Here is a 16,653-nt window from a genome sequence, read left to right as displayed (position 1 = left end):
AAACCGCTTGGCAGGCCTACCGAAAACGTCACCGGTTTGCCGCAACGCTTTTCGCAAGAAGTAAATGACTGCTGCCAATACCCACCTCGTCATCGCCGATGACCACCCGCTGTTCCGCGACGCTCTGCGGCAGGCGGTTGCCAGCGTCGTTGCATCGGCGGCCATCAGCGAGGCCGGGTCGTTCGACGATCTGACCGCGCTGCTCGAACGGGACTCCGACGTCGACCTGATCCTGCTCGATCTCACCATGCCGGGGATCTCGGGCTTCTCCGGCCTGATCTATCTGCGCGCGCAATACCCGGCGATTCCGGTGGTGATAGTGTCCGCCAGCGACGATGCCGGCACGATCCGAAGGTCGCTGGATTTCGGCGCCTCCGGCTTTATTCCCAAGCGCTTCGGGGTCGAGACGCTGCGCGATGCCATCATGAAGGTGATGGAGGGCGACGTCTGGGTTCCGCCGGACACCGATCTCTCGTCGGCCGACGACCCCGACATGACGCGGCTGCGCGATCGCCTGGTGACGCTGACCCCGCAGCAGGTGCGCGTGCTGATGATGCTGTCGGAGGGCTTGCTCAACAAGCAGATCGCCTATGAGCTCGGGGTGTCGGAGGCGACCATCAAGGCGCATGTCTCGGCGATCCTGCAGAAGCTCGGCGTCGAAAGCCGCACCCAGGCCGTGATCGCGGCGGCGAAAATCTCCGGCGGCCAGTGGCGCCAGGGTACGCCGACGGGGTAATCAGGGCACGTCGTTCCGGGGCGCGAAGCGAACCCGGAACCTCGAGATTCCGGGTTCGACGCTGACGCATCGCCCCGGAATGACGGTGTGTATTACTCCGCCGCCGCCACCATCTGTTGCGCCCGCCACTGGCCGAGCAAAGCGCGGAGCGAGGCCGGCTTTACCGGCTTGTTGAGGATCGCGATATTCTCCTCGCGCGCGGCCGCCCGGACGTTCGGGCTGCGATCGGCCGTGATCAGGATGGCGGGAATGTTTTCGCCGAAGCGGCGCCGGATCTCGCGGATCGCGGCGACGCCGTTGCCGCGGTCGAGGTGATAGTCGACCAGAAGGCCGGTCACGCCTCCATCTGAGGATTCGATCGCCGCGATCGCGGCCTCGGGATCGGCCACCGCGATCACCTCGGCGTCCCAGGCCGTCAGCAGCGTCTTCATGCCGTCGAGGATCGCGGGATCGTTCTCGATGCAGACGACCAGCGCGCCGCTTATCGGCGTTTTGGAGAGCGGCGTGGCGCTGGTGACGGCGGCGGTATGGTTGATCGCCTTGGCGATCGGCACCGTCACCGAAAACACCGAGCCGCCGCTGACGTTGGCGTCGATCGCGATGCCGTGATTGAGCACGCGCGCCAGTCGCTCGACGATCGAGAGGCCAAGGCCGAGGCCGCGCGCGATCCGCGCGCCCTGCTCGAGGCGGTGGAACTCCTTGAAGATCTCGCTGCGCTTCGTCACGGGAATGCCGACGCCGGTATCGTAGACTGCGATCTGCAGCGACTGTCCGTGGCGGCGGCAGCCGACCAAAACGCGCCCGCGCGGGGTGTATTTGATGGCGTTCGAGATGAAATTCTGCAACAGCCGCCGCAGCAGCGAGCGGTCGGATTGCGCCGCCAGCGAGCAGGGCACGAAGGTCAGGTCCAGCCCCTTGGCGCGGGCGATCGGCGCGAATTCGATCTCGAGCGAGCGCATCAGGTCGGCCATCTTGAAGCTGCTGATAGAGGTCGTCATCGCCCCCGCATCGAGCCGCGAGATGTCGAGCAGCGCGCCGAGAATCTCCTCGATCGCCTCCAGCGAGTCGTCGATGTTCTCGACCAGGCGCGAATCCTCGCCGCCGTTCTGCCGCTCGACGAGGCTTGTCACGTACAGCCGCGCCGCATTGAGCGGCTGCAGAATGTCGTGGCTGGCGGCCGCCAGAAACCGCGTCTTCGAGATGTTGGCGTCCTCGGCGGTGCTCTTGGCCTGCGCCAGTTCTGAGTTCAGGCGCGTGAGCTCCTCGGTGCGGTCGCGCACGCGCTTCTCCAGCGTCGCATTGGCGCGCTCCAGCGCTTCGGCGGCCTCGAAGCTCGGTGTGACGTCGGAGAAGGTGATGACGAAGCCGCCGCCCGGCATCCGGTTGGAGCGGACCTCGATCACCATGTGACGGTCGGGCAGGCGCTCCAGATAGGGCGCACCCTCGGTGGTATAGGCGTCCAGCCGCCGCTCCAGCAGCGTGTCGGGATCGCCGGCGCCGGGAGGGCTCACCGCGGCCATGAATTCGAGGATTTCCTGCAAGGGAATGCCGAGCTGCACGAGCTGTGGTGGCAGCGCAAGAATTTCGCCGAACTGGCGGTTCGAGCAGATCAACTGCAGATCGGCGTCGAACACCGCGATGCCCTGGCGCACATGGTTGAGCGCGGTCTGCAGGATTTCGCGGTTGAAATGCAGCGCCGCGTGGGAATCGTCGAGCAGCTTCAGGGCAGCCTTGGCGGAGACGGTGCGCTTGCGCAGCAGAAGCGACATCACCAGGCGCGAGGAGGCTGCCCCGATCGAGGAGGCGATCAGGCGTTCGGCGTACTGCAGCAACTCGAAATCAGCGGGCGCGGCCGGATCGAGATGGCCGGGATGATCGGCGGCAAAGTTCTCGAAGGCTTGGGCCGCGCGCTCGGGACCGAGATATTGCGCCACCGTGCTCTGGATGTCCTGCACGGTCACCGTGGTGCGCCAGCGCCGGAAGGTCGGGGCAATCGGCGTCAGCGTGTTCGGCACGAACAGGTCGGCCTGCAGCCGCTCGATCGAGGATGGCTGGCGCGCGAGCGACATCAGGACATAGGTCAGGATGTTGAGCGAGAGTGACCAGAACACGCCATGCATCAGCGGCGGCAGATCGGTGCCGAGCAACGCTTGCGGACGCAGCGCCGTGATGCCGAACGGGCCTTGCTGCAAGAATAAGAGACCGGCCGGATTGCCTTCCAGGAAGCTCGGCAGGAATAGCGTGTAGAACCACACCGCTACGCCGACCAGCATGCCGCCCATCGCCCCGCGTGCGGTTCCCTGCCGCCAGAACAGGCCGCCGAAGAAGGCCGGCGCCAGTTGCGCTAGCGCTGCGAACGACAACAGGCCGATCGCAGCCAACTGGGTATTGCCGAGCGCGCGATAATAGAAATACGCCATCACCATGATGGCGAAGATCGCGAAGCGCCGTATCTTGAGCAGGAAGTCGCCGAAAGCCTTGCTGCCGTCGCGTGCCCCGGGGCTTCCCTGCAGCACCATCGGCAGCACGATATCGTTGGAGACCATGATGGAGAGCGCGACGCATTCCACGATCACCATCGCGGTCGCGGCCGATAGGCCGCCGACGAACACGGCAATGCTGAGCAGCGCGGAATTGGCCTCGATCGGCAGCGCCAGCACATACATGTCGCTCTCGACGGCGCCGAACGGGAAGGTGACGAGACCGGCGATTGCGATCGGAATCACGAACAGGTTGATGGCGACCAGATAGAGCGGGAACAGCCAGCGTGCGCGGCGGACCTCCTCAGGGCTGGAATTCTCGACCACGCTGACGTGGAATTGCCGCGGCAGCAGCATGATCGCGCAGAACGACAGTAGCGTCATCGTCAGGAAATTTCCGATCGACGGCACGTAGCTGATGGCGCGCACCGCCTCCGGGGTTTTCATCGCGCGTTCGATCAGTTCGACGGGCGTGAACATCCAGAAGGTGACGAAGGCGCCGGCGGCGATGAAGGCCACCAGCTTGACGATGGATTCGGTGGCGATCGCCAGCATCAGGCCGTGCTGGTGCTCGGTGGCGTCGGTCTGGCGGGTGCCGAACAGCACCGCGAATGCCGCCATCGCCAGGGTCACGACCAGCGCGATGTCGCCGATGATCGGGATCGAGGAGAAGAACACTTTGTCCTCGCTCAGGATCGTTTCCAGCGAGGACGCCACCGCCTTGAGCTGCAGTGCGATGTAAGGCACCGAGCCGACAATCGCGATGACAGCCACGGTGGCGGCGACCGCCTGGCTCTTGCCGTAGCGTGCCGCGATGAAGTCGGCGATCGAGGTGATGTTCTGCGATTTGGCGAGCTGGATCACGCGCCGCAGCAGCGGCGTGCAAAGCCCGATCATCAGGATCGGGCCGACATAGATCGCAAGGAAATCGACGCTGGTGCGGGTGGCGAAGCCGACTGAACCGAAGAAGGTCCAGGAGGTGCAATAGATCGCCAGCGACAGCGGATAGATCAGCATGCTGGCGCGGCCACGCTGGCTCGGCGACAGGCGGTCGCCATAGCTGGCGACGACGAACAGTAATCCGATATAGGCGAACGCGGCGGCGATTACGCCCCAATCGTGCAGCATCGCTGCGGGTCTCCCTGTCCGGCACTTGATGCGGACGTGCTTTCCTTCACACTGGCCGGACGCGAGCGCCAAAGCCGGAACATATGGCCGGAAGAGGGCAGTATAAACGCTTTGGGCCGGCAGCGCACCGCGCTACCGGCCGAAATTCCAGCGATTAGGCGGGTAGGGCTACTCGGCCGCCAGCGATTTCTGCTTCAGCGGCAGCCCGAGGCGGTCCCAGACCTGCAGCAGCGCTTCCGCAAGCCGGTCGATCAGGCCGTCGTCATGGTAGGGCGAGGGCGTGATCCGCAGCCGCTCGGTACCCTTGGCCACCGTCGGATAGTTGATCGGCTGGATGTAGATGCCGTGCTCCTCCAAGAGGATATCGGACGCCTGCTTGCACTTTTCGGGGTCGCCGACGAACAGCGGCACGATGTGGGTGTCGTTCGACATCACAGGCAGGCCGGCAGCATTGAGGATCGCCTTGACCCGGGCGGCGCGGTCCTGGTGGCGCTCGCGTTCCCAGTTCGAGGTTTTCAGATGCCGTATCGCAGCGGTGGCAGCCGAGCAGATCGCCGGCGGCAGCGCGGTGGTGAAGATGAAGCCCGGCGCGTAGGAGCGGACCGCATCGATGATCTCTGCGTTGCCCGCGATGTAGCCGCCGAGGCAGCCGAAGGCCTTGGCGAGCGTGCCTTCGAGCACGTCGATGCGATGCATGACGCCGTCGCGCTCGGCGATGCCGCCGCCGCGCGGGCCGTACATGCCGACTGCATGGACCTCATCGACATAGGTCATGGCGCCGTATTTCTCGGCGAGATCGCAGATTTTGGCGAGTGGGGCGACGTCGCCGTCCATCGAGTAGAGGCTCTCGCAGGCGATCAGCTTGGGCCGGTCGGGACCCGCCGCGACCAGGAGATCTTCCAGATGCGCAAGATCGTTGTGGCGGAAGATCTGCCGCTCGCAGCCGGCCTGGCGGACGCCTTCGATCATCGAATTGTGGTTCAGCGCGTCCGACAGGATCAGGCAGTTCGGAATGAGCTTTGCGATCGTCGAGATGCCGGTCTGGTTCGAGACGTAGCCGGAGGTGAACAGCAGGGAAGCCTGCTTGCCGTGCAGATCCGCCAGTTCCTGTTCGAGCTGCACCAGCGGATGATGGGTGCCGGCGATGTTGCGGGTGCCGCCGGCGCCGGTGCCGACGCGGGTCGCGGTCTCCACCATGGCGCCGACCACTTTGGGGTGCTGCCCCATGCCGAGGTAGTCGTTGGAGCACCAGATCACGACATTGCGCTGCCCCTTCGGGGAGTGCCAGACCGCATGCGGGAAGCGTCCTGCGATCCGTTCGAGGTCGGCGAAAACGCGGTAGCGCCGCTCGTCATGCAGGCGGTTGAGGGCGGTGCTGAAGAATTTGCTGTAATCCATCACTAGACCTGGAACGGAACCGGCCGGATTGGCGTGGGCTCTTTTTAGAGCTTTTCCAGCTTTGGTGTCTACGCGAAATCCCACATTTGAGCGCGGCTCCGGGATGCTACCTAGGCGGAGTAAATGTTGATCGGGATCAATGCGCTAGCTGCGCTTCTTGGCCCCGCGAGCGGGATGATCTGCAACGGGCGCAAGAGTTGAGAGCGTTGCAGCCAGCGCCGCCGCTGCTGCCATGGGCCGATCCCTTTCAAAGATCGCGAATTCGAGATCCGGCAGGCGCGGCAGGCCCTCCGCCGCGCCGAGAACGCGCAACCCGCCGACGATGGCGCTGACGGGCAAGGGGGTGACGGCAAGCCCGGCCAGGCCTGCGGCGCGGACGCCGGTCAGGCTGGGGCTGGTGTAGACGATCTCCCAGGAAAGATCGCTGGTGCGCAGCGCCTGAAGCGCCGCCTCACGGGACACCGAATGCTCGCGGTACAGCGCCAGCGGCAACGGGGCCCCAGGAGCGAGCTCGAAGGCGTCTGCGGCGGTCCACAACAGCGGCTCGCGCCATGCAAGACGCCCGCGTGATGTGCCGATCGGACGCTTGGCCAGCACCACGTCGAGCCGTCCGGCGTCGAGCTGTCCGATCAGCTCGGAACTGACGCCGATCTGGACCTCGAGCTTCACGTTCGGATGCAATTTGGCGAAGCGGCCGAGCGCGGGCGGCAGCGAACCGCTGGCAACTTCCTCGACCGCGCCCAGGCGCACCATGCCGGATAGTTGCGGGGCGTTGAGGCGGCGCCGCGCCGCTTCTTCGAGCTGCAAAAGGCGCCGCGCGTCATCCAGCAGCATCTCGCCGTCGTCGGTCAACGCGACCGTCCGCGTGGTGCGACGGAACAGCGGCCGCCTGGTCTCGAGTTCGAGGCGCTTGATCTGCTGGCTTACCGTCGACTGCGTCAGGTGGAGCTGTTCGGCCGCACGGTGGAAGCCGCCGCAATCGGCCACTGCGACGAAGGTGCGGAGGAGATCGAATTCGAGCATGGCCAACTGATCGTCTTTTACGATCAATCATATTACAAAATATTGTTTCTGTAATCAATGTCCCGTCCCTACGTTTGGGCATCGGTATCCCGGACCATCGAAAAGGGCTCACGATGTCACAACAACCGACCCGGAGATCCACAAACCGCGGCGATCGCCTGCGCAGGGCTCAATCGGTCTGCGGCGACGGAAAAATCTGTCCGCCCGATCGCGCCACGGCGCTGCTCGAGGCTGTCATCGAGCCCTTCGACCGCGTCGCGGTCGAAGGCGATAATCAGAAGCAGGCCGATTTTCTCGCTGCGGCACTCGCCAAAGCCGATCCTGCGCGGCTGCATGATCTGCACATGGTGCAGTCGGTGCTGGCCTTGCCCGATCACCTCGCGGTGTTTGAGCGCGGCATCGCCAGCCGGCTCGACTTTGCCTACTCCGGCCCGCAAAGCCGCAAGCTCGCCGAACTGGTCGCGACGGGTTCGCTGAAGATCGGCGCGATCCACACTTATCTCGAACTTTACGGGAGGATGCTGGTCGACCTGACCCCGCGCGTTGCGTTGCTCGTGGCCGACAAGGCCGACCGCGACGGCAACCTCTACACGGGTCCGAACACCGAGGACACGCCTGTCATCAGCGAGGCGACCGCCTTCCGCGGCGGGATCGTGGTGGCACAGGTCAATCAGATCGTCGATCGCTTGCCGCGGGTCGACATTCCCGGCGACTGGGTCGACTTCGTCGTCCCGGGCCCAAAGCCATACCTCATCGAGCCCCTGTTCACGCGGGATCCCGCAAAAGTTCGCGACCAGAACGTCCTGATGGCGATGATGGCGATTGCCGCCGTCTATGAGCCCTACGAAGTACAGCGGCTCAATCACGGCATCGGTTACGCCACGGCAGCGATCGAATTGATCCTTCCGACCTTCGCCGCGGCGCGCGGATTAAAGGGAAAGGTCGCACGACACTTCGTGCTCAATCCGCATCCGACGCTGATTCCGGCGATCGAGGCCGGCTTCGTCGACAACGTCTATTGCTTCGGCTCCGAGCTCGGCATGGAGCGATACATGTCGGAGCGTGCCGACGTGTTTCCGGTGGGCAGTGACGGTAGTTTGCGCTCGAACCGCGCGCTGGCCCAGGTCGCCGGGCAATATGCCTGCGACCTCTTCATCGGCGGCACCCTGCAGATCGACGCTGGGGGTAACAGCTCCACGGCGACGAAGGACCGAATCACCGGCTTCGGCGGCGCGCCAAATATGGGCGCCGATGCGCGCGGCAGGCGGCACGACAGTCCGGCCTGGTTGCGCGCGGGAAGGGAGGCCGGCGAAACCATCCGCGGGCGCAAGCTGGTCGTGCAGATGGTCCAGACCCGGCAGCCGACCGGCGCGCCGAGCTTTGTCGAACGGCTGGATGCGTTCGACCTGGCGGCGGCCGCGGGCTTCGCATTGCCGCCGGTGATGATCTACGGCGATGACGTCACGCATGTGATCACCGAGGAAGGTGTCGCAAATCTCCTGCTTTGCCGCTCTGCGGAGGAACGCGCGGCGGCGCTGCGCGCCATTGCCGGTGACACCGAATTCGGGCGCGCGGGGTCGGCCGGCGTGACCGAGGATTTGCGCAGGCGCGGCATCGTGATGCGGCCGTCCGATCTCGGCATCGACACAACAACGGCAAATCGCGATCTGCTCGCCGCGCAGACGCTCGGCGATCTCGTCGCCTGCTCCGGCGGACTTTACGCGCCGCCGGCGAAATTCCTTCGGCCGTCAGTCGCAAAGCCCGCAACGGCCGACGTCCACTAAGCCGACGATCCATTCCGCAGAAGGATAGCGTCATGAAGAACGTCCGAACCAGCAGTTTTCGCGACGCGCAGCCGGGGCCGTCCTGGCTGGAGCGGCTTCGGATTTCGCTCGGCCTGCGCAGCAGCGCCGAGGCCGGATCGGCGCACGATGCAATCGCGCCGCTCGATCAGGCGAAACGGCTCGCGGCGGCCTTGCTGTCGGAACGCGGCGAAGCCTCCGGCGCGGTGGTCGCGCGCGAACTCCACGACGTCCTGCGGGACCTCGACACCGACGATCGCCGCCACTTCCACCGCCATCTCGCCACCAACTTCCTGCCCGACGCCGCCGCGCTGCGGGTGGCCGCGCAAGCCTATCTTGCCGGCGCCACGGCCGAGAGCGCAGCGCAGCTGGCACAGGCAGCCGATCCGCCGCGGCAGGAGCTGTTGCGGCGAATGAACATGGCAACCGGCGGTACCAGCGCACTCGTCGCCATGCGCAAGGAGCTGACGGCGCATCTCCGCGACGAGCCGGCGCTGAAGTCGCTGGATGGCGATCTCAAGCATCTGTTCGCATCCTGGTTCAACCGCGGCTTTCTCGAACTGCGGCGGATCGACTGGCAGTCGCCGGCAGCGCTGCTCGACAAGCTGATCGCCTACGAGGCGGTGCACGAGATTCAGGGCTGGGATGATCTGCGCCGCCGCCTGGCGCCCGATCGCCGCTGCTTTGCTTTCTTTCATCCGGCACTGCCGGGCGAGCCCCTGATCTTCGTTGAAGTCGCGCTGGTGCAGGGGCTTGCTGGAGCGGTGCAGCCGCTGCTGGTCCAGGACGGCGATGATGACGCTGCGCGGCAACGGGCGCAGCGCGCGGACACCGCGATCTTCTATTCGATCTCGAATTGCCAGGACGGCCTGCGCGGCGTTTCGTTCGGCAATTTCCTGATCAAGCAGGTGGTGGAGGAGTTGAAGGCCGAGCTGCCGCATTTGACCCGTTTCTCCACTCTGTCGCCGGTACCGGGCTTTCGACGCTGGCTGACGGGCGCGCTGGCAGACGCGGGCGAGGCCGAGACGGCGGCATTGGCTGAACTCAAGACCGACGGGTGGTGGCGCGACGCGTCACGGAGCGAGGCGCTGCGTCCCTGGCTGATGCGTCATTGCGCGACCTACCTGACGCGCCAGGTCTCATCGAAGCCGCCGATCGATCCGGTCGCGCGCTTCCATCTCGGCAACGGCGCGCGGCTGGAGCGCATCAACTGGCTCGGCAATGCCGCGCCGCGCGGCATCGAGGAATCCTTCGGTATCATGGTCAATTACCTCTACGACCACGGGACGATCGAGGCCAACCACGAGACTTTCGCCCATGACGGGACGGTGGTGCGGTCGTCTGACGTCGACGCGTTGCTAGTAGCCCGGCAACGCCGTGAGTCGTCCGCCAGCATCTAGCGGTCCGTTAGTGAGGCGGCGCATGCCGGCCGGTCAGGTGGTCCGGAACCGCAGCACGCCCTCGGCAACCTCCGAGGTCAGGCGGCCCTCGACCAGCATGTAGTTGACGTGGGCGACCAGTTCGCCGGCGGCAAAGCCCATCTGGTGCTCGTCCAGCACGTGCTTGTGGAACACCACCGGCACCAGCTCCTTCGAGGTCTGCGGCACTTCCCGGCAGGCTTCCGCGATCAGGCGGCAGCGATCCTCGTGATGATCGGCGAGCTGCTTGATGCGGGTCTTCAGCCCGTAGAACGGCACGCCGTGGCCGGGCAGCACCATCACGTCGTAAGGCAGCGTGGTGGTGAGGCTCGCCAGCGAGGCCAGATATTCCCCGAGCGAGTTCTGGTCGGGCTCGACCGCCCAGACGCTGACATTGGGCGAGATCTTGCTCAGCACCTGGTCGGCTGACAGGAACAGCTTGTCGGCGGCGCAGTACAGCATCACCTGGTCGAGCGCATGGCCGCCGCCGGTGATCACCTTGAAACGCCGCGTGCCGATCACGACCTCGTCGCCATGCGAGATGCGGCGATAGGACGGCGGCAGCACCGAAACCCGCTTCAAATAGTCCTGGCCGCGGCCGAGCAGCCTGTCGGTCAGGCTCTCGTCCATGCCGTGACGGCGGAAGAACAGCCGCTGCGCGTTGCGCCGCTCCTCGGTGCCGCGGTTCTGGTGATAGACCGACTGCAGATATTCGACCTGCGACATCTGCAGCGGGCAGTCGAAGCGCTCGACGATCCAGCCCGCCAGCCCGACATGATCGGGATGCGAATGGGTGACGATCAGCCGCGTGATCTTCACATGCCGGAGCGGGCCCTCGAACAGGGTGGTCCAGGCCGCAATGGATTCCTCATTGCCGAATCCGGAATCGACCATCGCCCAGCCGTCGCCGTCGGCCAGCAGGTAGATGTTCACGTGGTTGAGGCGGAACGGCAGCTTGAGGCGGACCCAGAGCACGCCGGGCACCACCTCGACGACCTGATCGTGGCCGGGGTGGTTCTCGAAGGGGTATCGCAGTGCCTCGGCCGAGGACTGCACCGTGTCGGTTTTCGAATGCATGCTACCGGCTTAGCGGCAGAGGCGGCGCGGCGCTAGCCGAAAAAAGTGCTGGCGGTCATTCCGGGATGGTGCGCAAGCACCAGACCCGGAATCTCGAGATTCCGGGTCTGGTCCTTCGGACCATCCCGGAATGACGGCGTATGTGGCTGCTACGCCGCGCGGATGTTCGACAGGAACACGTCGATTTCCTCACGCAGCACGTCGGCCTCGCGGCGCAGCGCGTCGGAGGCGGTCAGCACCTGACCGGCGGCGGTTCCGGCCTGCGTCGAGGCACTGGAGACGCCGACAATATTGCTGGAGACCTCGCTGGTGCCGCCGGCGGCGTGCTGGATGTTGCGCGCGATCTCGCGCGTCGCCGCACCCTGCTCCTCGACCGCGGCCGCGATCGCGGTGGTCACCTCGTTGATCTCGCTGATCGTGTTGCTGATGTTCCTGATTGCGCTGACGGCCGATGTCGTCACCGTCTGCATGCTGACGATCTGCTGGCGGATCTCGTCGGTCGCCTTTGCGGTCTGGTTGGCGAGGCTCTTCACCTCGGAGGCGACCACGGCGAAGCCGCGGCCGGCATCGCCGGCGCGCGCGGCTTCGATGGTGGCGTTCAGCGCCAGCAGGTTGGTCTGCGAGGCGATGGTCTGGATCAGATCGACCACCACGCTGATCCGCGCGGCGTTGTCCGCTAGCCCCTGCATGGTGGCATCGGTCGCACCGGCGTCGTCGACCGCCTTGCGGGCGATCTCCGCCGAGGTGATGACCTGACGGCCGATTTCCTCGATCGAGGAGGACAATTCCTCGGTGCCCGACGACACCGTCTGCACGTTGGCTGAAGTCTGCTCGGCGGCCGTCGCCACCGCACTCACCAGCGCGCTGGATTGATCAGCGGTCGCCGACATGCTCTTCGCGGTCGACTGCATCGAACTCGCGGCAGTCTGCAGGCTTTCGAGCGCGTTGCGCACGGTGCTTTCGAACTCGACGATGCGGGCTTCCATGCGGTTGGCGCGCTCGGCCTTGACGATGCGGTCCTTGTCCTGCTCGGCAGAGAGCGCGCGGCTCTGGATCATGCTCTCGCGGAACACCTGCAGCGAGTCCGCCATGGCGCCGATCTCGTCCTGCTGATGGCTCTGATAGACCTCCGAATCGAGGTCGCCGCTGGACAGCACTTGCATCGAGTGCTGCAGGTTGCTGATCCGCCGCAGGATGTTGCGGCCGACATAGAGCCAGACGAACAGGATCGAGCCGACCAGCGTCATTACGCCGAGGGCGAGCATGACCATGGTCCCGAACGAAATCTCCTGGCGCGCCTGCCAGGCCGCGGCGTCGGTTTCCTTCCGCACGGCGTCGACCAGTTGCTGCACGCTGATGCCGAGGCCGACATTGAGCTTGCGGGTCTCTTCCAGGATAGTCTGGCCGTAATCGTCCGCGTCCAGCTCCTGCTGGCGGACCTTGAAGACGCCGGTCTTGCCTTCGCCGAGCGCCAGCAAGTCCAGGGTTGCTTTCCGAACCACGTTCATCGCCGTGGTCTTGGGCAGCAATTCGAGATTCGCCTTCACGCGCGCCTGCGCGGTGCGGAATTCCTTACCGATGGTTTCGAGCGTGTCGCCGCTATTGGTCGAAAGCGCGGCGATCATGTCGAACGCGATCAGATTGCCGCTGGCGGCGATGTCGCCGAGCTGGTCGGCGGCTTTGTGGCCCTTGATGGCATCGTTCTGGACGAAGAGAGGGGCGGCGTAGATGCTGTATAGTTCGGTCTGACCGTCGATCGCCGCGGGGGCGGCGGCGGAAATGAAGCGCCTTTGCGCCTTGCGCACCGCTTCATAGAGTTTTTCGTGCTGGGCGCCCAGTTCGAGCCGCTCGCGCGCGGCCGTGCCGAGGCTCTTGATCACGTCATCGATGTTCTTCATGTTCTCGGTGAGCGCCGCAACGACCGCCTTGTCGGCACCGAGCTCGACGATCTCGCCAAGCTTCTGCAGCGCGACCGCCTGGGTTTCCTTCATTTTCATGGTTCGATCGTTCAGCGCAGCCTCGGTGCGTGCGGCCAGCAGTGCCGGCCCCTGGCTGGCGAGGCTCGCGCTCTGCGCCGACAGTTGCAGACTGGCGGCGAGGCGGGGAATGTCCCGTCCGCTTAAGTCCACCATCGTCCCGCCAAGCCGCCCGAGCATCAGGCCGGCGCCGGCCGAGATGACGATCGCCATGCCGGCGATGACGGCGAAGGCGGCAAACAGACTGCCTCTGACGCCAAAACCCTTGAGACTCAATTTCGATCGTAACGCCATCTGCCCGCTGCCCCGTCTACGCTACCTTGGGATGTTCCTCGCGCGGCAGTATCGCGATACCCGGTTAACAAGTTTGGAAAAACGAGACTTTTTTCGCCATAATTTTTTGCTGCACAGGTTTGTTGCAGCAGATTTTTTCCGTGAACCGGAAAACGCAGGTCGAAAAGCCAAAATAAAAAAGGCCGGCGTGTGAAAGCCGGCCTTCCGCAATTCGCAGTTGAAAGCGCTCAGTAGCGCGCCACCACCGGACTGGCGAAGTTGAAGCGATAGTTGACGCCGGCCTTCAGCGTGTGGTCGTCATTGTGGAAGTTTCCGTACGGCGTCAGCGCGCCAGGGCTCACAAAGCGGCTGCTGCCGAAGTCGTAATACATGTACTCGCCTTTAACCGACCAGTTCGGGGCGAGCATGTATTCGACGCCGGCGCCGACGGTATAGCCGTGGCTGTGGTTGCCATCGAGCAGGAAGGGGATCGGAGCGCCGGCCAGGGTCAGTCTCTCGCGGTTGTCGGAATAGGCGTAACCGCCTTTGACATAGAGCAGGCCCGGACCCCAGGTGTAGCCGATGCGGGCCGTGACCGAGCCGAGGCCGCGCTGATCGTTGGTGTAGACGTAACCGCCGGGGAAGCTGGCGGAGAGGTTGTTCTTGCCGAGCCAGGAATACTGACCCTCGGTGCCGAGCACCCAGTTCTGCGCGAATTGCCAATCGAGGCCGGCCTGAACGCCGCCGAGCAGCCGGGCGCTGGAATCGCTCAGCACCGCGCCGTTGAAGTCGTGGCTGCCGCTAAAGGCGCCGCCGAGATGGACGCCGAGATAGAAGCCGGTCCAGTTGTAGAGCGGCGCCGCATAGACGGGCGGCTGTTTGTAGTAGGAGCGCGCACCAAGATCGGCGCCAAGGGCGGGCGCGGCGGCGGTGAGGGCTGCGATGGCCACGAGGGCTGCGAGGATCTTCTTCATTGTGTTGGTCTCCGAAAACCGTTCGGCGACACCCTCGTGCAGGGCGCCATCCATGGCCCACGCACATAGACGGCATTTACCTAAAATGCTGTCACCTGGAGGCGACAGCGGGGGCGAACCCAACCTATTGGCAGACAAACGTTTTTTGTACTTAATGAAGGCCTAATCAAAGGTTAGGAAAGGCTTAATTTTCGAGGTCCCGCAAAGCCTCCGGGCAAGCTTTGCTTAACCAATGCGGCGCCGTACGTCGCTGCGCATCTGCTCGCGGAAGGCTTGCCGGCGGGCGGGGCGGTCCTTCACCGGGACGTCGTGGCGGTCGAACACGTTGAACATTTCGAGGATCGGATAGTGGTCGCTGGCCATCGCCAGGATGCGCAGCAGCTCCGCCACGGGTCCGGTCGGGCCGGTGACCTCCCATCTGCGGATGGTGTCGGCGCCATCAGCGGGCGGCAGCCCGCAGAGTTTGGCCATGTCGGCCACCGACAGCGGCTGGCCAATGGCCTCACCGAGATGCTCGCGAAGTTTCTTCAATTCCGCTCCGGTCACGGGTTCTCCATTACTAATCAACATCTGTGAAGTGCGTCACACACCGTATCTGGCGTGGGGGCTATACGCAGCCCATTAGGTTTCCTGATGAGGAGGTAACCATGCGCCGATTACTTGAAAGCCTTACCCCTGACGCCCGCCGGATTTATTGGAAATGGGTCGGCGGCATGTTCGCCCTTTATGTCGTGCTGATGCTCACGGCTGCAGGCGTATTCGTCAGTCACGAATCATCACGCAAGCTGGCGCATGAACCCGCCGCGACTGTGGCAATCGACGGCCAGCAGCGGCCCATCACCGAGGTCCCGGCGTCAATCCGGCAGGCCGCGAGGTATTGAGGCCGGCTGCCGGCGTCAGACGCCGATCGCATTCCGCGCCACCACGTCGCGATAGAAGGCGACGCTCAGTTTCGGCGTCCGGCGCTGCGTCTCGAAGTCGACATGGTAGAGCCCGAAGCGCTTCTCGTAGCCATAGATCCATTCGAAATTGTCCATCAGGCTCCAGAGGAAATAGCCGCGCACCGGCACGCCCTCTGACGTCGCGCGCTGCAATTGCCTGAGATAATTGCGCAGGTACATGATGCGATCGAGGTCGTAGACCTGGCCGTCGGCGCGAAGCTTGTCCTCCGACGAGGTGCCATTCTCGCTGATGTAGATCGTCTCGATGTTCCAGACCTTTGCCGCCAGCCGCGGCGCCCAGTAGATCGTCTCCGGTCCCACGCGCAGCCATTCCGAATTCATGTGCGGGAACGAGGCGGGGAACGGCAGCACGCTCCAGCCCGGCGGCTTGTCGGAAGCGGCGATATAGAATTGCGGCGCGTAGATGTTGAGGCCGACGAAATCGTTCGGCTGCGAAATGATCTTCAGTTCGTCGGCGGTGAATTTCGGCGCGTCCTTGCCGGCGAACTGCAGAAACCCGTCGGTGTATTTGCCCTCCAGGATGACGCCGAGCAAGCCCGAGTTCAATTCGCGCGTCGCGATCTCGGCGGCACGAACGTTTTCCGGCGTGTCGAACGCGGGCACGCAGGCCGCGATGTTTTCGGCCGGACCCACCTTGGTGCCCGCGCGCCCATGCGCGCGGATTGCCTGCACCGCAAGACCATGCGCCAGCGCCACATGGTGGCGGACCTGATTTACTTCCGCATCCGGCAGCTTTAGGCCGGGGGCGTCGATGCCCCATCCATAACCGAAATTCACGAACCTTCCGGCTTCATTGATCGTGAAGATCGACCTGACGCGATCGGTGATACGCGCCGCCACGTGGCCGGCATAATCCCCGAATGCTTTCGACGTTTCGCTGGATCGCCAACCGCCGACCCGATCTTCCAGCGCCTGCGGCAGATCCCAGTGATAGAGCGTCGCATACGGCTCGATGCCCTGCTTGAGCAGTTCGTCGACGAGGCGGTCATAGAAGTCGAGGCCCTTGGGGTTCGGCTTACCCGTTCCTTCCGGAAACACCCGCGGCCACGCGATCGAAAACCGGTAGGCCTTTGCGCCCAATTCCCTGATCAGGCCGATGTCTTCCTTGTAGCGGTGGTAGTGATCGTTAGCGAAATCGCCGGTGGTCTTGTCCTCGATCTTGCCGGGCGTGTGCGCGAACGTATCCCAGATCGAGCGGCCGCGGCCGTCTTCGTTCACCGCGCCTTCGATCTGATAGGCCGAGGTGGCGGTGCCCCACACGAAGTCTTTCGGAAAACTCGCAGGCGCGGGCCGCTCGGCTGCCGGCTGCGCCGCGGCGTCAGAGGGTTGCGCCGCCATTCCGAGCGCCGACAAGCCTGCAAGCTTCGCAAAATGGCGGCGCGAGAATTTTCCGAACATCATTATCT

General features: G+C 64.6%; 13 protein-coding genes. 5 read left to right on the top strand and 8 right to left on the bottom strand.

The window, feature by feature from the left end; translation table 11 throughout:
* The first annotated feature begins 64 nt into the window (after positions 1-64).
* Positions 65-736 (top strand): response regulator, encoded by a 672-nt coding sequence (locus CP49_RS10185; protein ID WP_057850130.1) that lies wholly within the window; start codon positions 65-67, stop codon positions 734-736.
* Positions 737-828: 92 nt separating this feature from the next.
* On the opposite strand, the gene CP49_RS10180 is transcribed toward CP49_RS10185, so the two are convergent.
* The 3 genes from CP49_RS10180 to CP49_RS10170 form a co-directional block, all read right to left on the bottom strand.
* Positions 829-4,344 carry a PAS domain-containing hybrid sensor histidine kinase/response regulator gene (locus CP49_RS10180; RefSeq protein WP_057850129.1) on the bottom strand — a complete coding sequence of 1,172 codons (3,516 nt, stop codon included), beginning with the start codon at positions 4,342-4,344 and terminating at the stop codon, positions 829-831.
* A 168-nt stretch (positions 4,345-4,512) separates the two neighbouring features.
* Positions 4,513-5,742, bottom strand: coding sequence for a 5-aminolevulinate synthase (gene hemA / locus CP49_RS10175; protein WP_057850128.1), 1,230 nt, complete (start codon positions 5,740-5,742; stop codon positions 4,513-4,515).
* Positions 5,743-5,886: 144 nt separating this feature from the next.
* Positions 5,887-6,765 (bottom strand): LysR substrate-binding domain-containing protein, encoded by an 879-nt coding sequence (locus CP49_RS10170; protein ID WP_057850155.1) that lies wholly within the window; start codon positions 6,763-6,765, stop codon positions 5,887-5,889.
* A 113-nt stretch (positions 6,766-6,878) separates the two neighbouring features.
* Here CP49_RS10170 and mdcA point away from each other — a divergent pair, with 113 nt between their 5' ends.
* Both mdcA and CP49_RS10160 read left to right on the top strand, forming a co-directional pair.
* Positions 6,879-8,549 carry a malonate decarboxylase subunit alpha gene (gene mdcA, locus CP49_RS10165; protein ID WP_057850127.1) on the top strand — a complete coding sequence of 557 codons (1,671 nt, stop codon included), beginning with the start codon at positions 6,879-6,881 and terminating at the stop codon, positions 8,547-8,549.
* A 32-nt stretch (positions 8,550-8,581) separates the two neighbouring features.
* Entirely contained in the window at positions 8,582-9,967 is a 1,386-nt protein-coding gene (locus CP49_RS10160) for a malonyl-CoA decarboxylase (RefSeq protein ID WP_082645953.1), read from the top strand.
* A gap of 33 nt (positions 9,968-10,000) precedes the next feature.
* On the opposite strand, the gene CP49_RS10155 is transcribed toward CP49_RS10160, so the two are convergent.
* Positions 10,001-11,062: an MBL fold metallo-hydrolase gene (locus CP49_RS10155; RefSeq protein ID WP_057850126.1), complete on the bottom strand. Its 1,062-nt coding sequence runs from the start codon at positions 11,060-11,062 to the stop codon at positions 10,001-10,003.
* Positions 11,063-11,211: 149 nt separating this feature from the next.
* Positions 11,212-13,332, bottom strand: coding sequence for a methyl-accepting chemotaxis protein (locus CP49_RS10150; RefSeq protein ID WP_057850125.1), 2,121 nt, complete (start codon positions 13,330-13,332; stop codon positions 11,212-11,214).
* Between CP49_RS10150 and CP49_RS45865 the strand changes: the two genes are divergently transcribed.
* Entirely contained in the window at positions 13,238-13,525 is a 288-nt protein-coding gene (locus CP49_RS45865) for a hypothetical protein (protein ID WP_197423065.1), read from the top strand. The genes CP49_RS10150 and CP49_RS45865 overlap by 95 nt on opposite strands.
* 34 nt (positions 13,526-13,559) lie before the next feature.
* Here CP49_RS45865 and CP49_RS10145 read toward each other — a convergent pair whose 3' ends face one another.
* Complete coding sequence (locus CP49_RS10145; protein WP_057850153.1) at positions 13,560-14,285, bottom strand: outer membrane protein; 726 nt, start codon at positions 14,283-14,285, stop codon at positions 13,560-13,562.
* A gap of 225 nt (positions 14,286-14,510) precedes the next feature.
* Complete coding sequence (locus CP49_RS10140) at positions 14,511-14,831, bottom strand: helix-turn-helix domain-containing protein (RefSeq protein WP_057850124.1); 321 nt, start codon at positions 14,829-14,831, stop codon at positions 14,511-14,513.
* Between the two features lie 101 nt (positions 14,832-14,932).
* Here CP49_RS10140 and CP49_RS44470 point away from each other — a divergent pair, with 101 nt between their 5' ends.
* Positions 14,933-15,166: a hypothetical protein gene (locus CP49_RS44470; RefSeq protein WP_156438240.1), complete on the top strand. Its 234-nt coding sequence runs from the start codon at positions 14,933-14,935 to the stop codon at positions 15,164-15,166.
* Positions 15,167-15,181: 15 nt separating this feature from the next.
* Here CP49_RS44470 and CP49_RS10135 read toward each other — a convergent pair whose 3' ends face one another.
* A complete protein-coding gene (locus CP49_RS10135) occupies positions 15,182-16,645 on the bottom strand; it encodes a GH1 family beta-glucosidase (protein WP_057850152.1) in 1,464 nt (487 codons plus the stop codon).
* Positions 16,646-16,653 lie beyond the last annotated feature (8 nt).

This window comes from Bradyrhizobium valentinum (assembly GCF_001440405.1).
GTDB classification, from domain to species: domain Bacteria; phylum Pseudomonadota; class Alphaproteobacteria; order Rhizobiales; family Xanthobacteraceae; genus Bradyrhizobium; species Bradyrhizobium valentinum.
The sequence above is the reverse complement of the archived record's forward strand: the minus strand, read 5'-3'. Positions and strand labels throughout refer to the sequence as shown.

Coding starts and splice junctions, on each gene's coding strand:
- CP49_RS45865 (WP_197423065.1), top strand. CDS start 13,238: ATGACGATCGCCATGCCGGCGATGACGGCGAAGGCGGCAAACAGACTG.
- CP49_RS10185 (WP_057850130.1), top strand. CDS start 65: ATGACTGCTGCCAATACCCACCTCGTCATCGCCGATGACCACCCGCTG.
- hemA (WP_057850128.1), bottom strand. CDS start 5,742: ATGGATTACAGCAAATTCTTCAGCACCGCCCTCAACCGCCTGCATGAC.
- CP49_RS10180 (WP_057850129.1), bottom strand. CDS start 4,344: ATGCTGCACGATTGGGGCGTAATCGCCGCCGCGTTCGCCTATATCGGA.
- CP49_RS10150 (WP_057850125.1), bottom strand. CDS start 13,332: ATGGCGTTACGATCGAAATTGAGTCTCAAGGGTTTTGGCGTCAGAGGC.
- CP49_RS10170 (WP_057850155.1), bottom strand. CDS start 6,765: ATGCTCGAATTCGATCTCCTCCGCACCTTCGTCGCAGTGGCCGATTGC.
- CP49_RS44470 (WP_156438240.1), top strand. CDS start 14,933: ATGCGCCGATTACTTGAAAGCCTTACCCCTGACGCCCGCCGGATTTAT.
- CP49_RS10145 (WP_057850153.1), bottom strand. CDS start 14,285: ATGAAGAAGATCCTCGCAGCCCTCGTGGCCATCGCAGCCCTCACCGCC.
- CP49_RS10160 (WP_082645953.1), top strand. CDS start 8,582: ATGAAGAACGTCCGAACCAGCAGTTTTCGCGACGCGCAGCCGGGGCCG.
- CP49_RS10135 (WP_057850152.1), bottom strand. CDS start 16,645: ATGTTCGGAAAATTCTCGCGCCGCCATTTTGCGAAGCTTGCAGGCTTG.
- mdcA (WP_057850127.1), top strand. CDS start 6,879: ATGTCACAACAACCGACCCGGAGATCCACAAACCGCGGCGATCGCCTG.
- CP49_RS10155 (WP_057850126.1), bottom strand. CDS start 11,062: ATGCATTCGAAAACCGACACGGTGCAGTCCTCGGCCGAGGCACTGCGA.